Raw genomic sequence first — 18,026 nt, 5'->3', positions numbered from 1 at the left:
TACCAACACTTGCGCCTCTTTTGATAACTATTACCGTCAGGTGGTGGCTATTAATTATCATTTATTTTTACGAAAACCACTCTTTTTCTGCTTGCGACGGCGTGAAGAAAGGGTGGTTTTTTTGTTATTAGCACAGTTTCAAAGAATTTAAGATTTTTGTCGAACGTCATTCTAAAATAGGAATGACGTTTTTTTTAGGGACAAATTCGAAAATCCGTATCACTATCATATGTATTTAGTGTATCTAGAAATCTATATGGATGGTGAAGACATATGAGTCAATATCAAATGCTGCATAGTACACCTTATCTGTATTCTTCTCGAACATTGAATCAAATGTACAAAGCTAATAAAAATGAAGAAAACATATGCGCTATACAAGATCATATGTTACGTCACGAAGTATACCTGGACCAACAATACCGAGGTTACTATTATTTAAGTCAAAAAATTGAGGAGGAGTTATACGGCGAAGAACATGCATTGTCATGGAATGAGCTATTGGATGATTATCAACTTTATAGAGATCGGAAGGGCAATTTATCTATCAAACCGAAAGGATGAGATAAACATGACAATCATTGGAGAGCTAGGGATTGTATATGGCGTGACCGGAGCTTCAGTTTTAGGAATAAAATTGCTGAAGAAGAAAGGTCTTTATCTTCCAGGTTGGTTGCTACGTGCGGGTCTTAAATGCTTGTTGATTGGGAGTGTTTGGTACGTTCTAATGGATATACTAGATGTGTTTCTGCGTTAGTATTACATCTGGTAGTTGAAAGTGATTATAATAGCGCATCTTAAACCACTTTTTCTAAGCTTCCATACAGGCTCAACTACCTTAAGGAGGTATGGAGGGAATGTTGTCACTTTTATTAATCCCAGCAACCTTTATAACTGTAGCTTATTTTTATCAAAGTAACGGAATGAGTGATAAGAAAAAAATTGCAACGTTTTTTGAAATTACAAAGATATGTGTTCAACATAAAGGTGAATTACAATACCCCATTTTTATAAAAGAAATTAAAGATGATATAAGTATGAATTATGTTTACAAGTTACCACTTGGTGTACCTAGTCAACTTATCCAAAAGTTAGCTGAAGTATTAGAAGAAGGCCTATATAAACCTGTTAAAATATCGTTTCACCAAAGAGAGCTTCATATTCGAGTATTTAGCCAACAAATACCTGAAATGTGGAATTGGTCTAAGGATCTATTAAAAGAGCATACATGGAGCGTTATGGTGGGGAAAGCGTTAGATAAATATGTATATCATGACTTTGAGAAAACACCGCATATGTGTGTAAGTGGAATGACTCGTTTTGGAAAGACAGTATTCTTAAAAAATGTGATGACTAGTTTAATTTTGCAACAATCTCAACACGTAAATTTTTTTATTATCGATCTGAAAGAAGGGCTAGAATTTAGTCCTTACAAAGAGCTATCCCAAGTTGTAGAAGTAGCTGAAAATCCGGAACAGGCGTTAGAAATGTTGGCTAAAGTACGTGAGAAAATGGTTAAACAAATTGAAGTAATGAAGAAGTCCTACTTTACTAATATCATAGATACATCCATAAAAGAGCGATGTTTCATCATAGTAGATGAAGGAGCAAATCTTTGTCCCACACAAGGATTACCTAAAAAACAACGTGATGTATTATTTTTGTGCCAGGAGATGTTATCTGAAATCGCAAGAATCGGAGGTGGTTTAGGATTCCGGCTCATATTTTGTACGCAATATCCTACTTCTGATACATTACCGAGACAAATTAAACAAAATGCTGATGCGAAAATAGGCTTTCGATTACCAACGGCGGTCGCTTCACAAGTTGCTTTGGATGAATCAGGGTTAGAGGATTTGCCTTCTCTTCCAGGAAGAGCATTGTTTAAAACAGATCGTACAGAGGAAATCCAAGTACCTTATTTAAAGGATACGGACATGTGGGAGTTGCTAAAGCAATATAAGGTGGTGAAGCAAAATGAGGCATCAAACACTCAAACAGAAAGCGAGACAAATCGAGATTTTATCCACTTTGAGTAAATTAGATTTTGCAACTAGGAGACAATTACAAGCCATTCACTGTCTAGGTAGCATTCGAAATGCAAATCGTGTATTAAAGGATCTACATTCATATTGTCACATTACAAAAATGGCTCGTGAACACGTATATTATTTAAACAAAAAGGGACGGGACTTATTAGGCATTACTAGAGAAGTAAAGAAAAGTAGTCAATTACAACACATACTAATGCGAAACGAAAGCTGGATGTGGCTTGGATTTCCAGAATGGAAAACAGAAAGACCTATCGAGTTTTCAATCAATGGTCAACGGTATCAGATTATTCCTGACGCAACGTATTTTGAGGATAATGTTCCCCATTTTGTTGAAATAGATCGTATGCAACATATGAAGGCAAACGAACATAAAATACAGTTATATGGCCATATAACAGATATCTATAAAAGACAGAATGCTATTGTTCCAGTAATCATTTTTTTCACACTATCAGACTATAGGCAATCAAAGTTAGAGCAATATGCTGTAAAACAAAATGTATTTATGAGAACGTTCGTGATGGACCACATATTCTAGGAATCTTAAATATTGATGTCCCAAAAATCATGATAATCAATGCGGTTATCAAATTTTCTTAGTGTTTTAATGATCTTAGTTGCGGATGTTAAAGTGGGAACACGATCCTTTTTATTTGCTAAATCACTTATTAATGATTTACTTAATCCAGTTTTGTGCACTAACCACTGTTGTTTAATTCCTCTACGATCTAAATAGTTACCAAATGGAGTTCTTTTTTTTCCTAGACCAAACATAAGGAATTCCTCCTAATAAAGAATATCATACTTATAGCTTGTACAATATTCCATAAAACTAAACCTTTGTTCATAAATATGGAATTATAATTTGAAATAAAGCATAGAATAATATAAAGAAAATCTAAAAAATGTGTAATAATTTTGAAGAATGTAGCATTCATAGTAATAGCTACAAGTTGCTGATACACTATCCTAATGGCAACTTGTTGCAAAAGGTATTCCTATAAAATTAAAAGCTTAAACCCATTGGTACACAAGGGTTTAGGCTTTTCTTAATTTATGGAGTAATGAAAACGAGTTTAATAAATTAAGAGATACTACATTGTTCAGTGGTCGAATATTGAAGAAGCATATATATATAATTTCACGTACCATAATGATAATAAATAAATATTTTCTAAATGGTTATATAACGCAAAACAATAGGTTTATAACGAGAATAAACGTTCTGTTTTGGGAGGGTGAAACGATGTTTGATAACTTGAAATGCATGAATCGATTGATTTTCTGCATAGATTTTTGTTCACTTTTTGCCAGTTGTGCATGCGTTATGAGAGGTTTAGATCCACTAAAAGTAAAATTAGCTGTCGTTGGTGATGTGAATAGAAATCGATCTATTATGTTGGCTGCGACTCCTGAACTTGAAAAATTAGGTATTTCCACAGCAACCAGATTATACGAAATACCAAGAGATACAAATATAATTGTCGTAAATGCAACAACGAGAAGATATGTTGAAATTTCAAATCAAATCACAGAAATTCACACGAAGTATGTAGCGTTAGAGAATCTACATTTTTAATCAATAGATGGGTGCTTTCTAGACATGCAACAAACAGCTCATCTTTTCGGACGGGATCCAATTGTAATTGCTAAAAAGATTCAAAGAGAAATATATGATACAACTGGCATAACCGCATCTATTGGAATTGGACCGAATTTGTTTCTTTCAAAAATTGCTCTAGACGTGGAAAGTAAACATTCAAACTCTAGGATTGCTATGTGGTCATACGAGGATGTTTCGAAAAAGTTATGGGAAATTGGAACGGCTACTGAAGAGGCGTTACATGGAATGGGACTATTTTCCTTGAAGGATGTTGCAAAAACACCTAAAGAGCTTCTAATAAAGCGATTTGGCAAAGTAAAAGGTGAAGAGTCATATCGCTTCTCATATGGTATTGATGAGAACCGGATTGCTAATAAATACATTCTGAAAGGCACTTCTATTACAAAAGGGAAAATATTATTAGAAGACTGTTTTAGCCCCAATAAATTAAAAATGCTTCTTCTGTAAAAAGACAATGAAGTTATATAACCCCGTTATAAATTTAGGACGGGGTTATATAACTTTATTGTTTAATTTTCGATATAAGATACTTCACTGTACTTAAAAATATAACAATAAAGTAGTTTAAAAATCTAAGTTTTATTCAACAAAAGCGTCCGATTGCGGAAAATCAAGAAAATGATTATGATTGCTGCTTATAGCTTGTTGAACTAACGCACCCGTTGCTTTAAGTGAATTGATTCACAATTTTACTGGGAATTTACCTAAAAAAGCTGAATTAACTTAATAAAAAAAGGACTCCCTTTTTGGGAATCCAATTCATTCAGTGTCACTTTGGTTAAAGTCTAATCTTTTCGGTTCGCAACACTATCATTAGCCTCATCGGCACCTTCGCCGACTTTGTTACCCATCGCTCCTCCTGCAACAGCTCCTGCAACGGTACCAAGTGGACCAAGAACAGAACCCAAAGCAGCTCCAGCGACAGCACCGACACCAGTTCCTACCGCTTCGCCAGCATCATTATCGACACGGTTACGTTCGTTTTTATCAGCCATTCATCTCACTCCTTATTTAGAATAGGCAAGTGCTTTCCAGCACAATACCTTACATATTTTTCTCTATAAGGACAGATTTATGCGAAGTTTAAATCTGTCCTTAAAACTTTGCAATTTTCACTATCCTTCACGTTGTACAATAAGAAAAGCTGCCATAATGACAGCTAGATCTTAAACTATTGCTACCTTTAGTTCAAGTAGTACTAGTGCTTCTTTTATTTATTCATTTACTCCTGCATCTATTTTCCAGCTATTTTGCAACTTCCGGATATAAATGATCTGGCCAATATGATATGCGTTATGAGTTGACACATTTCCAAGTATTTCCCACCATTTCACGTGTCCAGGATAACCATTAACTTTTCTCTCAACTTTTTCTTCAGATAATAACTCTTGCCAACGTATAAGCACCTCTAATAGTTGTTTTTTTAAGGCAGCAAAAGTATGATTTTCAGGAATAATAAAGCTGTTATTATTATTTCCTATTGAAGGCACAGCATCAACGTGAGATTTTTGGTACCTTGTTTGCCATGTTTGATTCCAATATAGTAGATGCTGCACAATTTCAGCAATACTATTACTTTCTTCGTTTGGCGTCCAAAATGCATGTTCCTCAGACAATCTTTCTACTGAATTTGAAAATGGTAGGTACCAACTTGGGTCATTAGCATTTGCCAACAATTGATCCGATAAAACATCTTTTGCATGAGCCATAACCAACACTTCTAATTGTAGCTTTATAATAAAGTCTGATCAAAAATACCTCGCAAACCCATATTTTACGTTAAATTAATAGAACCCATTTTGAAAAAAGATTGATCAAAACGGATTCATTCTATATGAAAAATTATACAATATTTATAAAAAAGTTTGATCATTTTATAGATGTGAAATTCCACAATCGCGCCCGATTGCCGAAGATATTTTGGTGAATAAAAGCAACATGTAGATCCCTTACGACATTTGTCTAATATAAGTTGTAACATTGCCTAAACAACAACTACCTTGTGGGTTGTTTACTTCACAACCGCATCGGTTTTCTCTTATGTTTTCGCGAATATGTTCTAATGGATTAGGAGAAAGTTCATTTTCCACATAGTGTCTAATTTTTTCTTTTGTCCAATCAAAACAATAACAAATTGGTGTAGTTGCTGAATCATCTTTTTGATGTACAGCTACCTTTATGTCAGATATAAGGTACTTTTTATTATTCTTATCGAAATAGACTACATCACAGGCTTTATTTGAACAAAAATAGTGACTTTCTTTAGCATCTAATGTTTCTAATACATATGGCTTAAGCAATGATTTTAGTGTAATCAACTTTACATTTTTAGCTTTATTTTTACACGATGGATAATTAACCTTACTTTCAATTTTTATTTCTTTAATGTTACTACAACAATCCTGCATCATTCTTCCACCTTTACAATTTATTATTTCTATAAATATTCTTTTGTTTTCTTTTCTTAATCCATTAAAGTTTTGATAATAGGACATTCGTAAATATTTTTGTTTTCAGGACATCTTTTTTTTAGGTCTATCAACATTTGTTCAATTTTTTTAAGACCTTCAATTTTACGCTGTATATCCTCTAATTTAAGAACAGTGAAATCATATATGTCACGGCACTTTGCTTCGTTGTGATCGACAACTCCTAGCAATTTATCAATTTCATTTAAGGTAAATCCCAATTCCTGCATCCGTTTTATGAAATTCAATCGATCAATCGTTTGTAGGGAATACATTCGATATCCTTTTTCAGTGCGATTAGGCTCTAGAATTAAACTTAAACGCTCATAATACCGAATGGTCTCCTTGTTAACACCGCACCTTTCAGCCAGTTCTCCAATACGATATTGCATCTATCTCACCTCATATATAGTATAAACCCTGTACCATAGTACAAGGTCAAGGAAAGTATTATTTACTATAGTATCGATCTACTTTCTGAAACTTAACTGCTATTTTTCAATAAACCTTATTCAATAATTTGGCCCGATTGTTGAATAACATGACTGACATTTTTTTAACAACTTTATTATCTTTTCACATCTTCTAGAACAAATAGAAGAAACCTGTTTTCGCTTACGATCTATTAATAAAAAGCCTTGCGGAAGTTTTCGCAAAGCTTTTGCCATGATATATAATTATTATAGTAATTTTCGTATTTGTTCTGTACTGAGACCAGTGAATTTTGCAATATCTTCTAATGGCATTCCATTTTTATGCATACCACGAATTAATTGGATTTTTTCTTGTTCAATACCTTCTCCTAATCCTTCTTCTCGTGCATGAGCTATTTTAGCTTGTTTATCTAGAAGTATTTTCTCACGAGCTTCATAACCGCTTCAAAAGGTATTTATTTTATAGAAGTACTTCAAATATGAAGTTTTTAATGTTTTGAAGCAATGTTTTTCATGGATATCTACCTCTTTCAAAAGGCGTACCTTTTGGTATACATATTAAAAATCGTACTTTAGAAACTACAAAACACTATTTATGAATTACAAAATAAAAACAAAGACCTTTTCGTTATAATGGCCCTTTATTGAAACTTTATATTCAGTACATTTAATATAAATGTATACGTTTATTTCAAGTTAGATGTAATATTTAGGTAAGAAGACTTTTTAGGGTATAATAAAATTGATGTTATTAGTAATAATAGATGAACCTATTTAAATGAAAAATATTGATTGGAGGCTAATATGTATAGAATTAGTCATATTTATGTAGAAAATTTTAGAGGGAGTAGAAAAATAAACTTAAAATTCCCAAATGATTCAGTAACCATTATTCATGGTACAAATGGGTCTGGAAAAACAACATTATTAAAAGTAATTCATGGCATTTTAGACTTTAATAGTAGCATTCTAGAGAGTGAGAAGATTACTAAAGCAATCATTAAATTCAGTGATTGGAACGATAATAAAGAAATCTTTTTAGTAGTTGAATATTCAGAAGAAGAAAATGAATATAAATGGTCTACGGATACCGATGATTTTGATGAAGTTTACAGCTCTTTATCTTCTATTGTTTTTGGAGTAAATAGAGGTACAACAAATACTACAATTGGGAAGGTAACTACATTAGATGTATTAAAAGCAACAAAAAAATTCAATTTAAAAGTAGAGGAATCTCATAACAATACAGTTCCATCATCAAAGGTTCTAGATGATATTTCAGAATTTTTGAATCGACAAATGATAGTTAGAACTAGAAGAAATAGGAGAAATCAAGTAGATATTGACTATGAAAAACAACATTTAATGATAGATAATTTTCCGATGTCATATGTTGAAGAAGCGCTATTTAATCGACATATATGGGAAAAAAAATATATGTCTGATAGAGTTCAGAAAGCCCTATTTGAAACACTAGCACTTGTATTAGACAATCAAATAAATAATAAGAACTTTGAACACACACCAGATGATTTTTTAGAGAAACTATTTTTCTATCGTGAAACGTTAATCGAAGTTTTATCGGAATTGGAAGGAAATGAGTTAAGTGAAAAGATATTAAAAATATTAAAAAAATACGATCCTCAAACATCTAATGGGCTAAAGAATCCGTTTGAAGGAAAAGAACTAATGTCTAATTTGTTATACAACATGATAGTAGAATTAGAAAAAGGAAGTGGAGTTTTAAATTCGGTTACACAATTAATTGAAGAATTTAATTCTTATTTATCCCCTAGTAAAAAATTGGTGATAGATGAGAAAGGACCGAGAGTAAAAACATTTAATTCTGAACATGGTATTGAGAAGCTATCGAGTGGTGAGAGGCATCTATTATCTTTTCTAACATTGTTTATAATTGAAGGAAGAGATAGGAATATCTTAATGATTGATGAACCAGAAATATCATTGAATTTAGAATGGCAAGGAAAACTGTTGAAATTACTCACAACTTTTGTTCCAGGATCACAAATTATAGTTGCTACACATAGCCCTGCCATAGCTGAATATAATACAAATAATTTGGTGGAGATCATTGAATGACAACTTTACGGGAATACTCAGTTCTTTTAGAAAAAACGAGTTTCGATTACGATGAAGTACTTCAAATTCCAACACAACAAGAGAATACACAGTTAAGATATAAAAGTTTTGGTCAAATTATAGCTCGAGCTCGAATGGAAAAAAAACCATTGATAATTGTAGAAGGAATCGATGATGTCAAAATCTACGAATCTTTCGGGAAAAAAGTAGGGAAAAAAATATCGGTTAGAGCTATTGAAACTTTTCCAGGATATGATGAAGGATGTGACCATGTTAAAAATTTCATTGAGGATGCTCAAGACACCATTAATGAGGCACAAGAAAACGAAAGATTCATACTAGGTATTATAGATAGAGATGCTTCTTATTATAGAGGAGAAAGATATGATTATCTAAAAAGTATATTAGTATTAAATTTTTATTCATATGAATCACATTTTGTAACAAAAAATAATGTTCGTTACATACTTGAGCGAATACTAAATAGTGCTTTTGGAATAAATGAAGAAATCATTGAATATGTATATTCAGGCTTTCAAAATGTGGTTGAACAATTATTTTATATGTCTTTAGAAGCATTGAAAAATGCATGTGTTAGAGAATATCAGGCGTTAGTAGGTTATGGGATGTCTTATGGGCAAATAAGGCATATGAAAGAATCGATATTACCACAGGTTTTAGAAAAAAAAGAACACCTTGATGCATTTTCTGTAGAAAAAGGAATTACCCCCGAAGATTATAAAAGAGTTATTAAGGGAAAATGGCTTTTAGAATCTTTTTTGGATAGTATTCATGATAAAATCCAAGATCTTTCTAACTTTTGTCAGAAAAATGAACCCGTTGAAGGACAACAGAGATGTCAGTTTTGTGAAGCTGGAGTACATGAGAAATGTCTATGGAAAATAAAAAAGTATTATTCTAAAAACGTATTAAACAACCTGGTTTTAGAATATACAGATTTTGAGGAAACACAATATCTACTTAATAGAATCGAAGCTTTAGGTTAATCAGTTATTTGTTGGAAACCATAGTCAGAACAAATAATTTGAAGAATATCATAAGTATGAGGGTTATGACTTAATTCAAAACGTATAGTAACCAATATATCTTGAAATTCCTCATGTGTATAGAGCTTATCATGTTTTAAAAAATATATTTCTCCTGTATGTAAACATTGGATTTGGTAAATCATAAATTTCCTCCTTCTAAAAGGACTTGACACTTAAATTATATGTTTTAGACCAAGGAGTATGTCCTTTATGAATGAAAAAATAACATAAATCCAAGTGACTTTTCAGTAATTTATTATTGCCCTTTTACTGATTATCATACAAATATATGAAGAATATAGATCACTTTCAAACCACTCAATATAGCGATTTCTGTTTGAAAGTTTCCACTCTAATTCAATAAGAAGGACAAAAAGAACTTGTAGGATTCACTACAAGTTCTTTTTCAAATAGTATAAAATATAATGTATATTTATTATAATATTCAAAGCTAAAGAAACGCCTATGGCTTAAGTTTATTATATAATACATATTTAAAATAATAGATTTTAAATTTTATCAATAAATAAAATTGATTGTTTTATTTTGTTGCTTATATCCAAAAAACATTTATAAATTTTATATAAAATATTTTAAATCAATATAGATATTATATTAAATTAGAAAAAATATAAGTATAGGTAAATAGAGTAGAATGGTGCATTATTACTCATTAATCAATATTTAAAGTTAAATATAATTTATTGTAGTTCGATGAATTTATTGTTGTAACAAAATATAACTTTTAAATCATGCTTAAAGTGAATCTCGACTTTTTACCACAATTAAAACATGATGATATGTAATATTTTAGGGGCACGGCAGCTATTCCTTCTTTTCGAGTTTGTAATCAGTGTAGCAATGTAACCTAATCACGCAACAAACATTAGTACACATTCAACACCGTATCAAATGAAAGTGTAAAAGGAACTAAAATACTATACTGTTTATTTTATAATAATAGATGTACCGCCAACATTTTAACGGAAATATACGCTAAGCAAAATTCGACATGAAAAACGTTGAGTTTACTACTCTAAGGGAATCGTCTAATCTCAAAAACGTAGGTATTTGAGATAAATAAAATTCATCTTAAACTGTCGTAAAAATAGTTTTAAATCGGTTTCAAAACGCATCTCTAAATCAAAATCTCAATTAAAGTAAGTAGCAATGAGTTTTGAGAATCTCTTAACGTACAATTTTCTCAGAATGATATAGTGCCACTTATATTAATCCGTTCGAATATAAAGATATGAAATTTTACATATCCAAATAAAGGGGATTAGTATACGGAGTATGATTAAATTATATTAATAATATTTAAATTATGTTGACTTCATTTTTTAAATCAAAATACCTCTTTTTTTAGTGTTTATATCAAATTATAATTATTTTAGTTTGTTAAATGATATTTAAATAATAGTTTTATCAATATAATATTTCTTTCTATTTTAATTCGTGATAAACGAATTAAAGGATTTAATCGACAAAATTCTACTATTTACGCATTAAAAATAGAATGTTTTAATAGAAGTGTAATTGGTATGACCATTAAGAAAGGAGAAGATTGTACTAATAAAAGTGTAATAAAGTTGCAAGTAACATTATGCCGAAAGAATAATCTTAACATTCAGTTGATTAAAGCAGAAATAATCTAGAATCACAACAGTATCATATTTGTAAAAAAATATCGTTTTAAGTCTCTACATTGCAAGACTTTTATAACAGTTACAAAAGTGATTTGAAAGATCTTTAAATTAAGATGGACTTCTAAATATCAATTTTAAAGTGAAAAGTTTCACAAAGGAGGAAAACGGAATGAAAAAGAAATTTAAAACAACTGGAATTGGAAAAAAAGTGATCCCTGTAACAGCAGCATTAGGAGTTCTTTTTTCTATAGCACCTATTGCAGAAAATAAGGCTAGCGCAGGAGTAGGTGTGGTATTAGATGTAGCTATTACTGGATTAGGTATTGCAGCAAACATTTATGAATCACTTGGAATATCCCCAGAGAACGGAGATCCAGGCACTCACATTGATGTATATGCAGAAAATGAAACTTACAAGGCTCCTAATTTTGCATCTGGGGAATTTAATATTTCCATGTATCATACAAAAGGAGATTTAAATTTTACTAAATCAGTTAAAGTACGCTATCCAAATGGAAATATTGAAATTCATCAACTAAAATCTGGGCAGCAACTTAAAATTACTGAAGCGGGTGCAATTATAGATCTAAACCCTACTGCAGCATCTATCTCAGAACGCGATGTTCTTTACATTACGCAAGCACAATTAGATGAAGGAAAGACCGGAGTTGTGATGAATCAAGGTCAACATGCATTTGTAGAACAAACATCTGGTAAAAATCCAAGATTTGTTATTCCACTTTATAAAAAATATGCTAACGACCCGGTTAGCGATTGGACCGTGATTGCTAAAAGTATGGATTACCTATTTGATCAGATATCAAATAAATTATCAGACGAGCAAAAACAATTGGTAACATTGACTTCAAAGCCAGTACCTAAAGATGTTCTTGACAATTATGTTAAGAATGATCCGAAAACTCTTGAAGATTTTAATAATCGATTATCTGATTTATTAGCGGAGCGTATTAGCATTCTAGAGACTGAAATTTCGTTAGGGGCTCACGGACTGAACGATGGTAAACCTTATCAAATTATCCCGATTAAAAAAGGAAGCAATAAAGTATTTGTAAAAATAGGTTCGAAGTATCTTTCAGGGAAAGAAGGACAAACGCTTCAATATTCAGATTCTATTGGTGATGACGAAGTATTAGAACTTGTCCAAATCAAAAATTCTGCTAACGGTCAATTTCAATTCCATTTGATAAACAAGAATGGAGTACGTTTAATTGAGACTGCTGACGGCAAAGGATTTACTACCGGGGAAGCATGGCGTTCTGAAGTTCGTTTCCAAGGAAAAACCAACAATGAAATTCATAATTGGCTAATAGATTGGTATCCGGGTAAAGAAAATGAGAAACAGCAGTATGACGGAATACAGATAGTAGTTGATGAAAAGGATTCTACGAAATGGTCTGCAACAGATTCTTCTGGGAATGTGATAAAGAACAGTTGGGTAAACCGAGATGATCAGTATTTTTTTGCAGATGCTGATGGGATTTTCATGAAGGGTTGGCAAGACATTGAAGGAAAGAGGTATTACTTTAATCCAAACGGTCTCAATTTAATGAAAGTAAGTGGACAGCTTATTGACGGAAAGTATTACAATTTTAACGATGACGGTTCTGTAAAACGTTCAACATGGACGGAAAACCCAAATGGTCTACAATATTCTGATAATTTAGGAGGAATTGTTCAAGAAGGTCTACGTGAAATCGATGGTAAAATTTATTACTTCCAAAATTACAAGGTAAATAAAAATGAAATACGTCTAGAAAATCAAAATATCATTCTTCACTTTTCTGATAAAGGTATTCTTGAGAGAGTATCTAATCTACATGGAGAAGCTATAAACAGCATTGTTAATGTTACGTTTGACGACAAAATATTAGCATTTAATCAAGATGGTTCGATTTTTAAAACAGGGATCAACAGAAACGGGAACACACTGGCATATTATAGTTTAGAAGAAGGGGTTTCCTATACCGGTTGGAAAATGATAGACGGTAAAAGCTACTATTTCACAAATGGCCTCAATGATACGTTCAATGCTTATAAAGATATTGACGGAAAAAGATATTATTTCCATGAAGACGGATCAGTTAACCGAGCAGGATTTGAAAAAATCGATGGTAAGATATACCATTTTGACAATAACGGCGTAGCACAAAAGGGCTGGCAAACTATCAATAATAAATATTATTACTTCGATGAAAATGGGGCAGCTAAAACAGGATGGTTCCAAGTTGGTGGTGGATATAGACCTTGGCCTCTTGCATACGGATACCTTTGGTATTGTGCTAGAGAAGATGGTTCACTTTATACAGACGGTTGGTTTAAAATCGACGGTAAAGATTATCAATTTGACCAGTGGGGACATAAAATGTAACCGCCTGACAGAAATGTGAGCATAACTAGATCGCTTGACCAGGAGCCTCTGCTTACATATGCAAAGTGGGTGCTTCGAATTGAAAAAAGCAGTAATAACATGATGATAGCGAAGGAATGCTTGGATACTGATCTATACTAGGAGCACGGCAACGATTCCTTCTTTTTGGGGCCACTCATGATTGTAATTTAATCGAAATATCACTTAAACACGCATTTTACAACAAATAAAAGGAATACATTTTGAAAGAAGATTAACCAAAATGTATTCCTTTATGCTAATACTTATCGAAACATAGATATATATAATAGACGTTTAAATGAATACAATCCAAATTAGGATTTTGTACATCGCCCAAGCTTCATCCTATTTAATGGCTTGCTTCATGATTTTTTCTTTTTTTGTAGAAATATAGGTTCTGGTGCAAAAACTTCAAGGTAATTGCAAGTAATCTCAAAATCTTGGACATACTGATATTATTACTCTAAAAAGGTGTGTGATCGGTATGGAAAAGAAAAATTTGTTCAAATGGAAACACTATCAGCCTGATATTATCTTATTAACGGTAAGATGGTACCTACGGTACAACCTAAGTTTTCCTGATTTAGTAGAAATGATGGAAGAACGAGGTTTGTCTATTGCTCATACAACAATTATGCGCTGGGCTCATCAATATGGACCTCAATTAGAAGAGAAAGTACGACATCATCTTAAATCAACAATTGACTCGTGGAGAGTCGATGAAACCTATATTAAAGTAAAAGGTCAATGGATGTACTTATATCGTGCAGTTGATTCAGAGTGTCATGCAATTGATTTTTATCTAAGTAAATCAAAAGATAAACAAGCAGCCAAGCGCTTTTTCAAGAAAACCTTGGCTTTTTCGTATGTTTCTAAGCCTCGTGTGATAACAGTCGATAAGAACCCTGCCTATCCTGTAGCGATTCAAGAGTTGTAAGAAGAGAAACATATGCCTGAAGGCATACAATTAAGGCAAGTTAAATATCTCAATAATATAGTGGAACAAGACCATCGGTTTATTAAAAGACGAGTTCGTTCTATGTTAGGATTAAAGTCATTTAAAACGGCAATCTCAATATTGAGTGGTGTTGAAGCCATGCATATGATAAAAAAGAACAGGCTGATTTACGGGACCAGTCTGTCCAAAATCAGAAAGAATTTATCCATCAATTGTTTGGACTTGCAGCATAAGATACGATTCCGTTAGGAATCTATGCGCTTTATTATCTTTTATTCTATTTTTGCACCAGAACCATATTTCTTGTGAAGATACATCACATCAATGTATTGAGATATTAACTAGAAATAACGGAAGTAAATTTCTTAAAGTTCGCGAAGAGGATTGTGTAGGGTGTAATCTATGTTCTATTGTTTGTCCTGTTGAAGGGGTAATTGATATGATTGAAACTACAAATAAAGAACCGATGACTTGGAATGAACTTCAAGCTTCAATGAAATAGTTATTAATTAATGAAACATGTAAAGGCATCATGAAAAAGAGTTATTATAAAAAATCCAGCCCCGCTTCGATAATTGAAGTGGGGCTGGATTCATTTGTGATATAGACCAATAGCATCAGTAATACTAGAAAATCCATCTCGTTCCAATAAATGTAAAATTTCCTTGTTAATTTGTTTTGCAACAGATGGCCCTCGATAAATCATACTAGTATAGAGCTGTATAAGTGTAGCACCAGATTTAATTTTCTCATATGCATCCTTTCCAGTAAAAATACCACCGGATCCAATGATAGGTAATTTCCCTTGAGTTTGTTGATAAATTTGAAAAATAATTTCTGTAGAACGTGAGTTTAATGGTTTGCCACTTAAACCACCGTTCTGTTTTTGAAATTTGGAAATTAAATCGGTACGAGAGATAGTTGTGTTCGCAGCAATAACTGCATCAACCCTCACTTCTAAAATTATTGAAATAACGCCTTCTAACTGTTCTGGAGTTAAGTCAGGAGCAATTTTTAATACAATAGGGCGATATTGGCTGTATTTTTCACATAATTCATCACGTTTATTTAAAATAGACACTAATAACGGTTTTAATGTATCAACGTATTGCAAATCTCTTAATCCTTCAGTGTTTGGAGAACTAATATTAATTACAAAATAGTCGCCATAAGTATAAAGTGTTTCCAGTCCCTTTTGATAGTCCAAAGTTGCATCTTTATTTGGAGTATCTTTGTTTTTTCCTAAATTAATTCCGACAGGTATGGATGGCCGCGGCAAAGTAATAAAATTTTGCTTTGCTTTATTTAATCCCTCACTATTAAACCCCATACGATTAATAAGTGCTGTGTCCTCAGGTAACCGATATAGGCGAGGTTTAGGGTTTCCAGGCTGAGGGTTAGGTGTAATAGAACCTACTTCAACTGAACCAAACCCAAGGGATGCAAGAGCTGGATATACATCAGCAAATTTATCAAACCCTGCTGCTAAACCAATGGGATTAGGAAATTTAATATCTAGTAATTTACATTCTAATCTAGAATCATTAACACTCATATTTTTGTTATACATATTTCTAGCAAATGAAAATGATTGCATTATCTTTAGAGCTTGAATAGTTCGTGTATGTGTTTTTTCAGGGTCCATCTTAAATAGTAAATTACGAATATTTGCATACATGGTTTAAATCTTCCTTTCAAATTATTAAAATTAAAAGAATGATAAAAGTTCTTTGCCTAAAATGAACAATGTAAAATAATCCATATGATAATGTATAACTAGAATTTTTGAATGAGTACAACACCTAGAATAACTAGGATAGCGCCAAGCATTCGTGGTAAAGATAAAAGATGAACAGGAACATTAATTAAACCAAAATGATCTATTAATACAGATGCAACAATTTGTCCAGCAAGCACCAATGCAACAGTTGTACCTGCGCCGATTCTGGGAATTAGAATAATTGTAGCCAGTACATAAAATGCTCCTAAAATACCTCCAGTCCAAACCCACCATGGTGCAGAAATAATACTTTTATTAAAACTAAAACCAACTTTAAACAATGAAACTGTAAATAAGGTGATTGCGCCAACTAAAAATGAAATGGTTGCAGCAACAAGAGGTGAACCTACAACTGTACGCAGCTGTGCATTGATACTGAATTGAATGGGTAGAGCAAGCCCAGCCAAAAAGGCAAATATTAAAAATAAAATCCACATAATAAATATCTCCCTTTGATATAGAATTGTATAAATTAAAAACATATATAATATTTTTGTTGAAATTAATAGTAAATTATAAATGATGCGAGCTCGCCTCACCCATTATATTCCATAGAGATTTGTTATTCAATTTTTTTTTGGTTTGTTTTTTCAGATATAAAGGTTAGTTCTTAATATTTTTATGAAAATAAAAATTTAAATTTGAAATAATTTTTTGTTATTATTGTTAATGGTAATTAGAATATTTTTTCAAAAGTGAGGAGTCGAAACAATGAATTCAATATGTGTATTTTGTGGATCTAATTATGGAGAAAGTGAAGGGTATAAAAAATCTGCAGAAGAATTAGGTGGTTTTTTAGGAAAAAAAAATACTACATTAATTTATGGTGGAGGTAAAGTCGGATTAATGGGTAGTGTGGCGAATTCTGCTTTACAAGCGGGTGGGAATGTTATAGGTATTATTCCTGAGTTCTTACGAGATAAAGAAATTGCACATCAAGGACTTACTAATTTAATAGTTGTTGATTCTATGCATTCTCGTAAACAAAAAATGAATGATTTAGCTGATGGGTTTATTGTATTACCTGGAGGGTATGGAACCTATGAAGAAATGTTTGAAGTTTTATCTTGGGGGCAAATTGGTATACATAAAAAACCAGTTGGCCTACTTAATGTTGATGGTTTCTTTGATCCTTTAATTCAAATGTTACAGCACACTGTTGATAAAGGGTTTGCACAACCTGAAAATCTTAATCAAATTCTCTCTTCAGAAAATATAGAGGAACTTTTTACATTAATGAAAGATTATAACCATGTTGTTGTAAATAAATGGGTTAAATAAAAAGTTGTAAAAATAATATAGTTTGTACAAAGAGAGAAGGAACCTTATATAAGGTTCCTTCTCTCTTTGTACTTGAATTTTTAAAGCACTGCTTCCATCTAGGTGGTGAATGCTATAAAAAGACTCACCGTATTTATTAACTATGTGGCTATGAAAATTTTGTTAGAAAATTAATTAAATCAATTTTCTAACAAAATTTTCTCAAGTTTATTTCTAATG

16 protein-coding genes and 4 pseudogenes are annotated in these 18,026 nt (G+C 31.9%); 11 read left to right on the top strand and 9 right to left on the bottom strand.

What is annotated here, in order from left to right; translation table 11 throughout:
• Positions 1 to 273: 273 nt before the first annotated feature.
• The 4 genes from FT637_RS27980 to FT637_RS27965 all read left to right on the top strand — a co-directional run bounded on the left by FT637_RS27980 (position 274) and on the right by FT637_RS27965 (position 2,592).
• Positions 274 to 564, top strand: coding sequence for a hypothetical protein (locus tag FT637_RS27980; RefSeq protein WP_193649028.1), 291 nt, complete (start codon positions 274 to 276; stop codon positions 562 to 564).
• A gap of 7 nt (positions 565 to 571) precedes the next feature.
• Positions 572 to 757: a hypothetical protein gene (locus FT637_RS27975; RefSeq protein ID WP_002107213.1), complete on the top strand. Its 186-nt coding sequence runs from the start codon at positions 572 to 574 to the stop codon at positions 755 to 757.
• A gap of 100 nt (positions 758 to 857) precedes the next feature.
• Entirely contained in the window at positions 858 to 2,039 is a 1,182-nt protein-coding gene (locus FT637_RS27970) for an FtsK/SpoIIIE domain-containing protein (protein WP_193649027.1), read from the top strand.
• Positions 1,978 to 2,592 carry a replication-relaxation family protein gene (locus FT637_RS27965; RefSeq protein WP_193649026.1) on the top strand — a complete coding sequence of 205 codons (615 nt, stop codon included), beginning with the start codon at positions 1,978 to 1,980 and terminating at the stop codon, positions 2,590 to 2,592. Before FT637_RS27970 ends, FT637_RS27965 begins: the two co-directional genes overlap by 62 nt.
• 5 nt (positions 2,593 to 2,597) lie before the next feature.
• Here FT637_RS27965 and FT637_RS27960 read toward each other — a convergent pair whose 3' ends face one another.
• On the bottom strand, positions 2,598 to 2,828 hold the full coding sequence (locus tag FT637_RS27960) for a helix-turn-helix domain-containing protein (protein WP_193649025.1): 231 nt from the start codon (positions 2,826 to 2,828) through the stop codon (positions 2,598 to 2,600).
• A 472-nt stretch (positions 2,829 to 3,300) separates the two neighbouring features.
• Between FT637_RS27960 and FT637_RS27955 the strand changes: the two are divergent.
• Positions 3,301 to 4,122: pseudogene (locus FT637_RS27955) on the top strand (damage repair protein); the annotation flags it as partial.
• 341 nt (positions 4,123 to 4,463) lie between these two features.
• Here FT637_RS27955 and FT637_RS27950 read toward each other — a convergent pair.
• From FT637_RS27950 to FT637_RS30210, 5 genes and pseudogenes are all read right to left on the bottom strand, one after another.
• Positions 4,464 to 4,673, bottom strand: a complete 210-nt coding sequence (locus FT637_RS27950; protein WP_193649024.1) for a glycine zipper domain-containing protein — start codon at positions 4,671 to 4,673, stop codon at positions 4,464 to 4,466.
• 219 nt (positions 4,674 to 4,892) lie between these two features.
• Positions 4,893 to 5,387, bottom strand: a complete 495-nt coding sequence (locus tag FT637_RS27945) for a DinB family protein (protein ID WP_193649023.1) — start codon at positions 5,385 to 5,387, stop codon at positions 4,893 to 4,895.
• Between the two features lie 240 nt (positions 5,388 to 5,627).
• A complete protein-coding gene (locus FT637_RS27940) occupies positions 5,628 to 6,086 on the bottom strand; it encodes a putative iron-sulfur cluster-binding metallochaperone (protein WP_193649035.1) in 459 nt (152 codons plus the stop codon).
• A gap of 56 nt (positions 6,087 to 6,142) precedes the next feature.
• Entirely contained in the window at positions 6,143 to 6,538 is a 396-nt protein-coding gene (merR1, locus tag FT637_RS27935; RefSeq protein ID WP_193649022.1) for a mercury resistance transcriptional regulator MerR1, read from the bottom strand.
• A 288-nt stretch (positions 6,539 to 6,826) separates the two neighbouring features.
• Positions 6,827 to 7,024 (bottom strand): annotated as a pseudogene (locus FT637_RS30210) (Rpn family recombination-promoting nuclease/putative transposase); the annotation flags it as partial.
• A gap of 360 nt (positions 7,025 to 7,384) precedes the next feature.
• Here FT637_RS30210 and FT637_RS27930 point away from each other — a divergent pair.
• Together FT637_RS27930 and FT637_RS27925 are read left to right on the top strand one after the other, a co-directional pair.
• On the top strand, positions 7,385 to 8,680 hold the full coding sequence (locus tag FT637_RS27930) for an AAA family ATPase (RefSeq protein WP_193649021.1): 1,296 nt from the start codon (positions 7,385 to 7,387) through the stop codon (positions 8,678 to 8,680).
• Positions 8,677 to 9,687: a DUF4435 domain-containing protein gene (locus FT637_RS27925; protein WP_193649020.1), complete on the top strand. Its 1,011-nt coding sequence runs from the start codon at positions 8,677 to 8,679 to the stop codon at positions 9,685 to 9,687. Before FT637_RS27930 ends, FT637_RS27925 begins: the two co-directional genes overlap by 4 nt.
• On the opposite strand, the gene FT637_RS27920 is transcribed toward FT637_RS27925, so the two are convergent.
• Entirely contained in the window at positions 9,684 to 9,872 is a 189-nt protein-coding gene (locus FT637_RS27920) for a hypothetical protein (protein WP_193649019.1), read from the bottom strand. The genes FT637_RS27925 and FT637_RS27920 overlap by 4 nt on opposite strands.
• A 1,675-nt stretch (positions 9,873 to 11,547) precedes the next feature.
• On the opposite strand from FT637_RS27920, the gene FT637_RS27915 reads away from it, so the two are divergent.
• The 3 genes and pseudogenes from FT637_RS27915 to FT637_RS27905 all read left to right on the top strand — a co-directional run.
• Positions 11,548 to 13,767, top strand: a complete 2,220-nt coding sequence (locus FT637_RS27915; protein WP_193649018.1) for an N-acetylmuramoyl-L-alanine amidase family protein — start codon at positions 11,548 to 11,550, stop codon at positions 13,765 to 13,767.
• A gap of 505 nt (positions 13,768 to 14,272) precedes the next feature.
• Positions 14,273 to 14,979 (top strand): annotated as a pseudogene (locus tag FT637_RS27910) (IS6 family transposase).
• Between the two features lie 62 nt (positions 14,980 to 15,041).
• Positions 15,042 to 15,248, top strand: a pseudogene (locus FT637_RS27905) (4Fe-4S dicluster-binding protein); the annotation flags it as partial.
• Between the two features lie 90 nt (positions 15,249 to 15,338).
• Here the strand turns inward: FT637_RS27905 and FT637_RS27900 are convergent.
• Positions 15,339 to 16,424, bottom strand: coding sequence for a quinone-dependent dihydroorotate dehydrogenase (locus FT637_RS27900; RefSeq protein ID WP_193649017.1), 1,086 nt, complete (start codon positions 16,422 to 16,424; stop codon positions 15,339 to 15,341).
• A gap of 98 nt (positions 16,425 to 16,522) precedes the next feature.
• The gene (locus tag FT637_RS27895) at positions 16,523 to 16,963 is read right to left on the bottom strand and encodes a DMT family transporter (protein ID WP_193649034.1); all 441 of its coding nucleotides are present in this window, start codon (positions 16,961 to 16,963) and stop codon (positions 16,523 to 16,525) included.
• A gap of 274 nt (positions 16,964 to 17,237) precedes the next feature.
• Here FT637_RS27895 and FT637_RS27890 point away from each other — a divergent pair, with 274 nt between their 5' ends.
• Positions 17,238 to 17,807 carry a TIGR00730 family Rossman fold protein gene (locus tag FT637_RS27890; RefSeq protein WP_193649016.1) on the top strand — a complete coding sequence of 190 codons (570 nt, stop codon included), beginning with the start codon at positions 17,238 to 17,240 and terminating at the stop codon, positions 17,805 to 17,807.
• Positions 17,808 to 18,026: the final 219 nt, after the last annotated feature.

It is taken from the genome of Bacillus cereus (genome assembly GCF_015071065.1).
Taxonomy (GTDB): domain Bacteria; phylum Bacillota; class Bacilli; order Bacillales; family Bacillaceae_G; genus Bacillus_A; species Bacillus_A cereus_BA.
This window is presented reverse-complemented; position numbering and strand designations above follow the sequence as displayed.

Bases quoted from the DNA above. Each gene is read 5' to 3' on its own strand.
- FT637_RS27970 (WP_193649027.1), top strand. From the start codon at position 858: ATGTTGTCACTTTTATTAATCCCAGCAACCTTTATAACTGTAGCTTAT.
- FT637_RS27925 (WP_193649020.1), top strand. From the start codon at position 8,677: ATGACAACTTTACGGGAATACTCAGTTCTTTTAGAAAAAACGAGTTTC.
- FT637_RS27900 (WP_193649017.1), bottom strand. From the start codon at position 16,424: ATGTATGCAAATATTCGTAATTTACTATTTAAGATGGACCCTGAAAAA.
- FT637_RS27980 (WP_193649028.1), top strand. From the start codon at position 274: ATGAGTCAATATCAAATGCTGCATAGTACACCTTATCTGTATTCTTCT.
- FT637_RS27930 (WP_193649021.1), top strand. From the start codon at position 7,385: ATGTATAGAATTAGTCATATTTATGTAGAAAATTTTAGAGGGAGTAGA.
- FT637_RS27940 (WP_193649035.1), bottom strand. From the start codon at position 6,086: ATGCAGGATTGTTGTAGTAACATTAAAGAAATAAAAATTGAAAGTAAG.
- FT637_RS27920 (WP_193649019.1), bottom strand. From the start codon at position 9,872: ATGATTTACCAAATCCAATGTTTACATACAGGAGAAATATATTTTTTA.
- merR1 (WP_193649022.1), bottom strand. From the start codon at position 6,538: ATGCAATATCGTATTGGAGAACTGGCTGAAAGGTGCGGTGTTAACAAG.
- FT637_RS27950 (WP_193649024.1), bottom strand. From the start codon at position 4,673: ATGGCTGATAAAAACGAACGTAACCGTGTCGATAATGATGCTGGCGAA.
- FT637_RS27965 (WP_193649026.1), top strand. From the start codon at position 1,978: ATGAGGCATCAAACACTCAAACAGAAAGCGAGACAAATCGAGATTTTA.
- FT637_RS27895 (WP_193649034.1), bottom strand. From the start codon at position 16,963: ATGTGGATTTTATTTTTAATATTTGCCTTTTTGGCTGGGCTTGCTCTA.
- FT637_RS27890 (WP_193649016.1), top strand. From the start codon at position 17,238: ATGAATTCAATATGTGTATTTTGTGGATCTAATTATGGAGAAAGTGAA.
- FT637_RS27915 (WP_193649018.1), top strand. From the start codon at position 11,548: ATGAAAAAGAAATTTAAAACAACTGGAATTGGAAAAAAAGTGATCCCT.
- FT637_RS27960 (WP_193649025.1), bottom strand. From the start codon at position 2,828: ATGTTTGGTCTAGGAAAAAAAAGAACTCCATTTGGTAACTATTTAGAT.
- FT637_RS27945 (WP_193649023.1), bottom strand. From the start codon at position 5,387: ATGGCTCATGCAAAAGATGTTTTATCGGATCAATTGTTGGCAAATGCT.
- FT637_RS27975 (WP_002107213.1), top strand. From the start codon at position 572: ATGACAATCATTGGAGAGCTAGGGATTGTATATGGCGTGACCGGAGCT.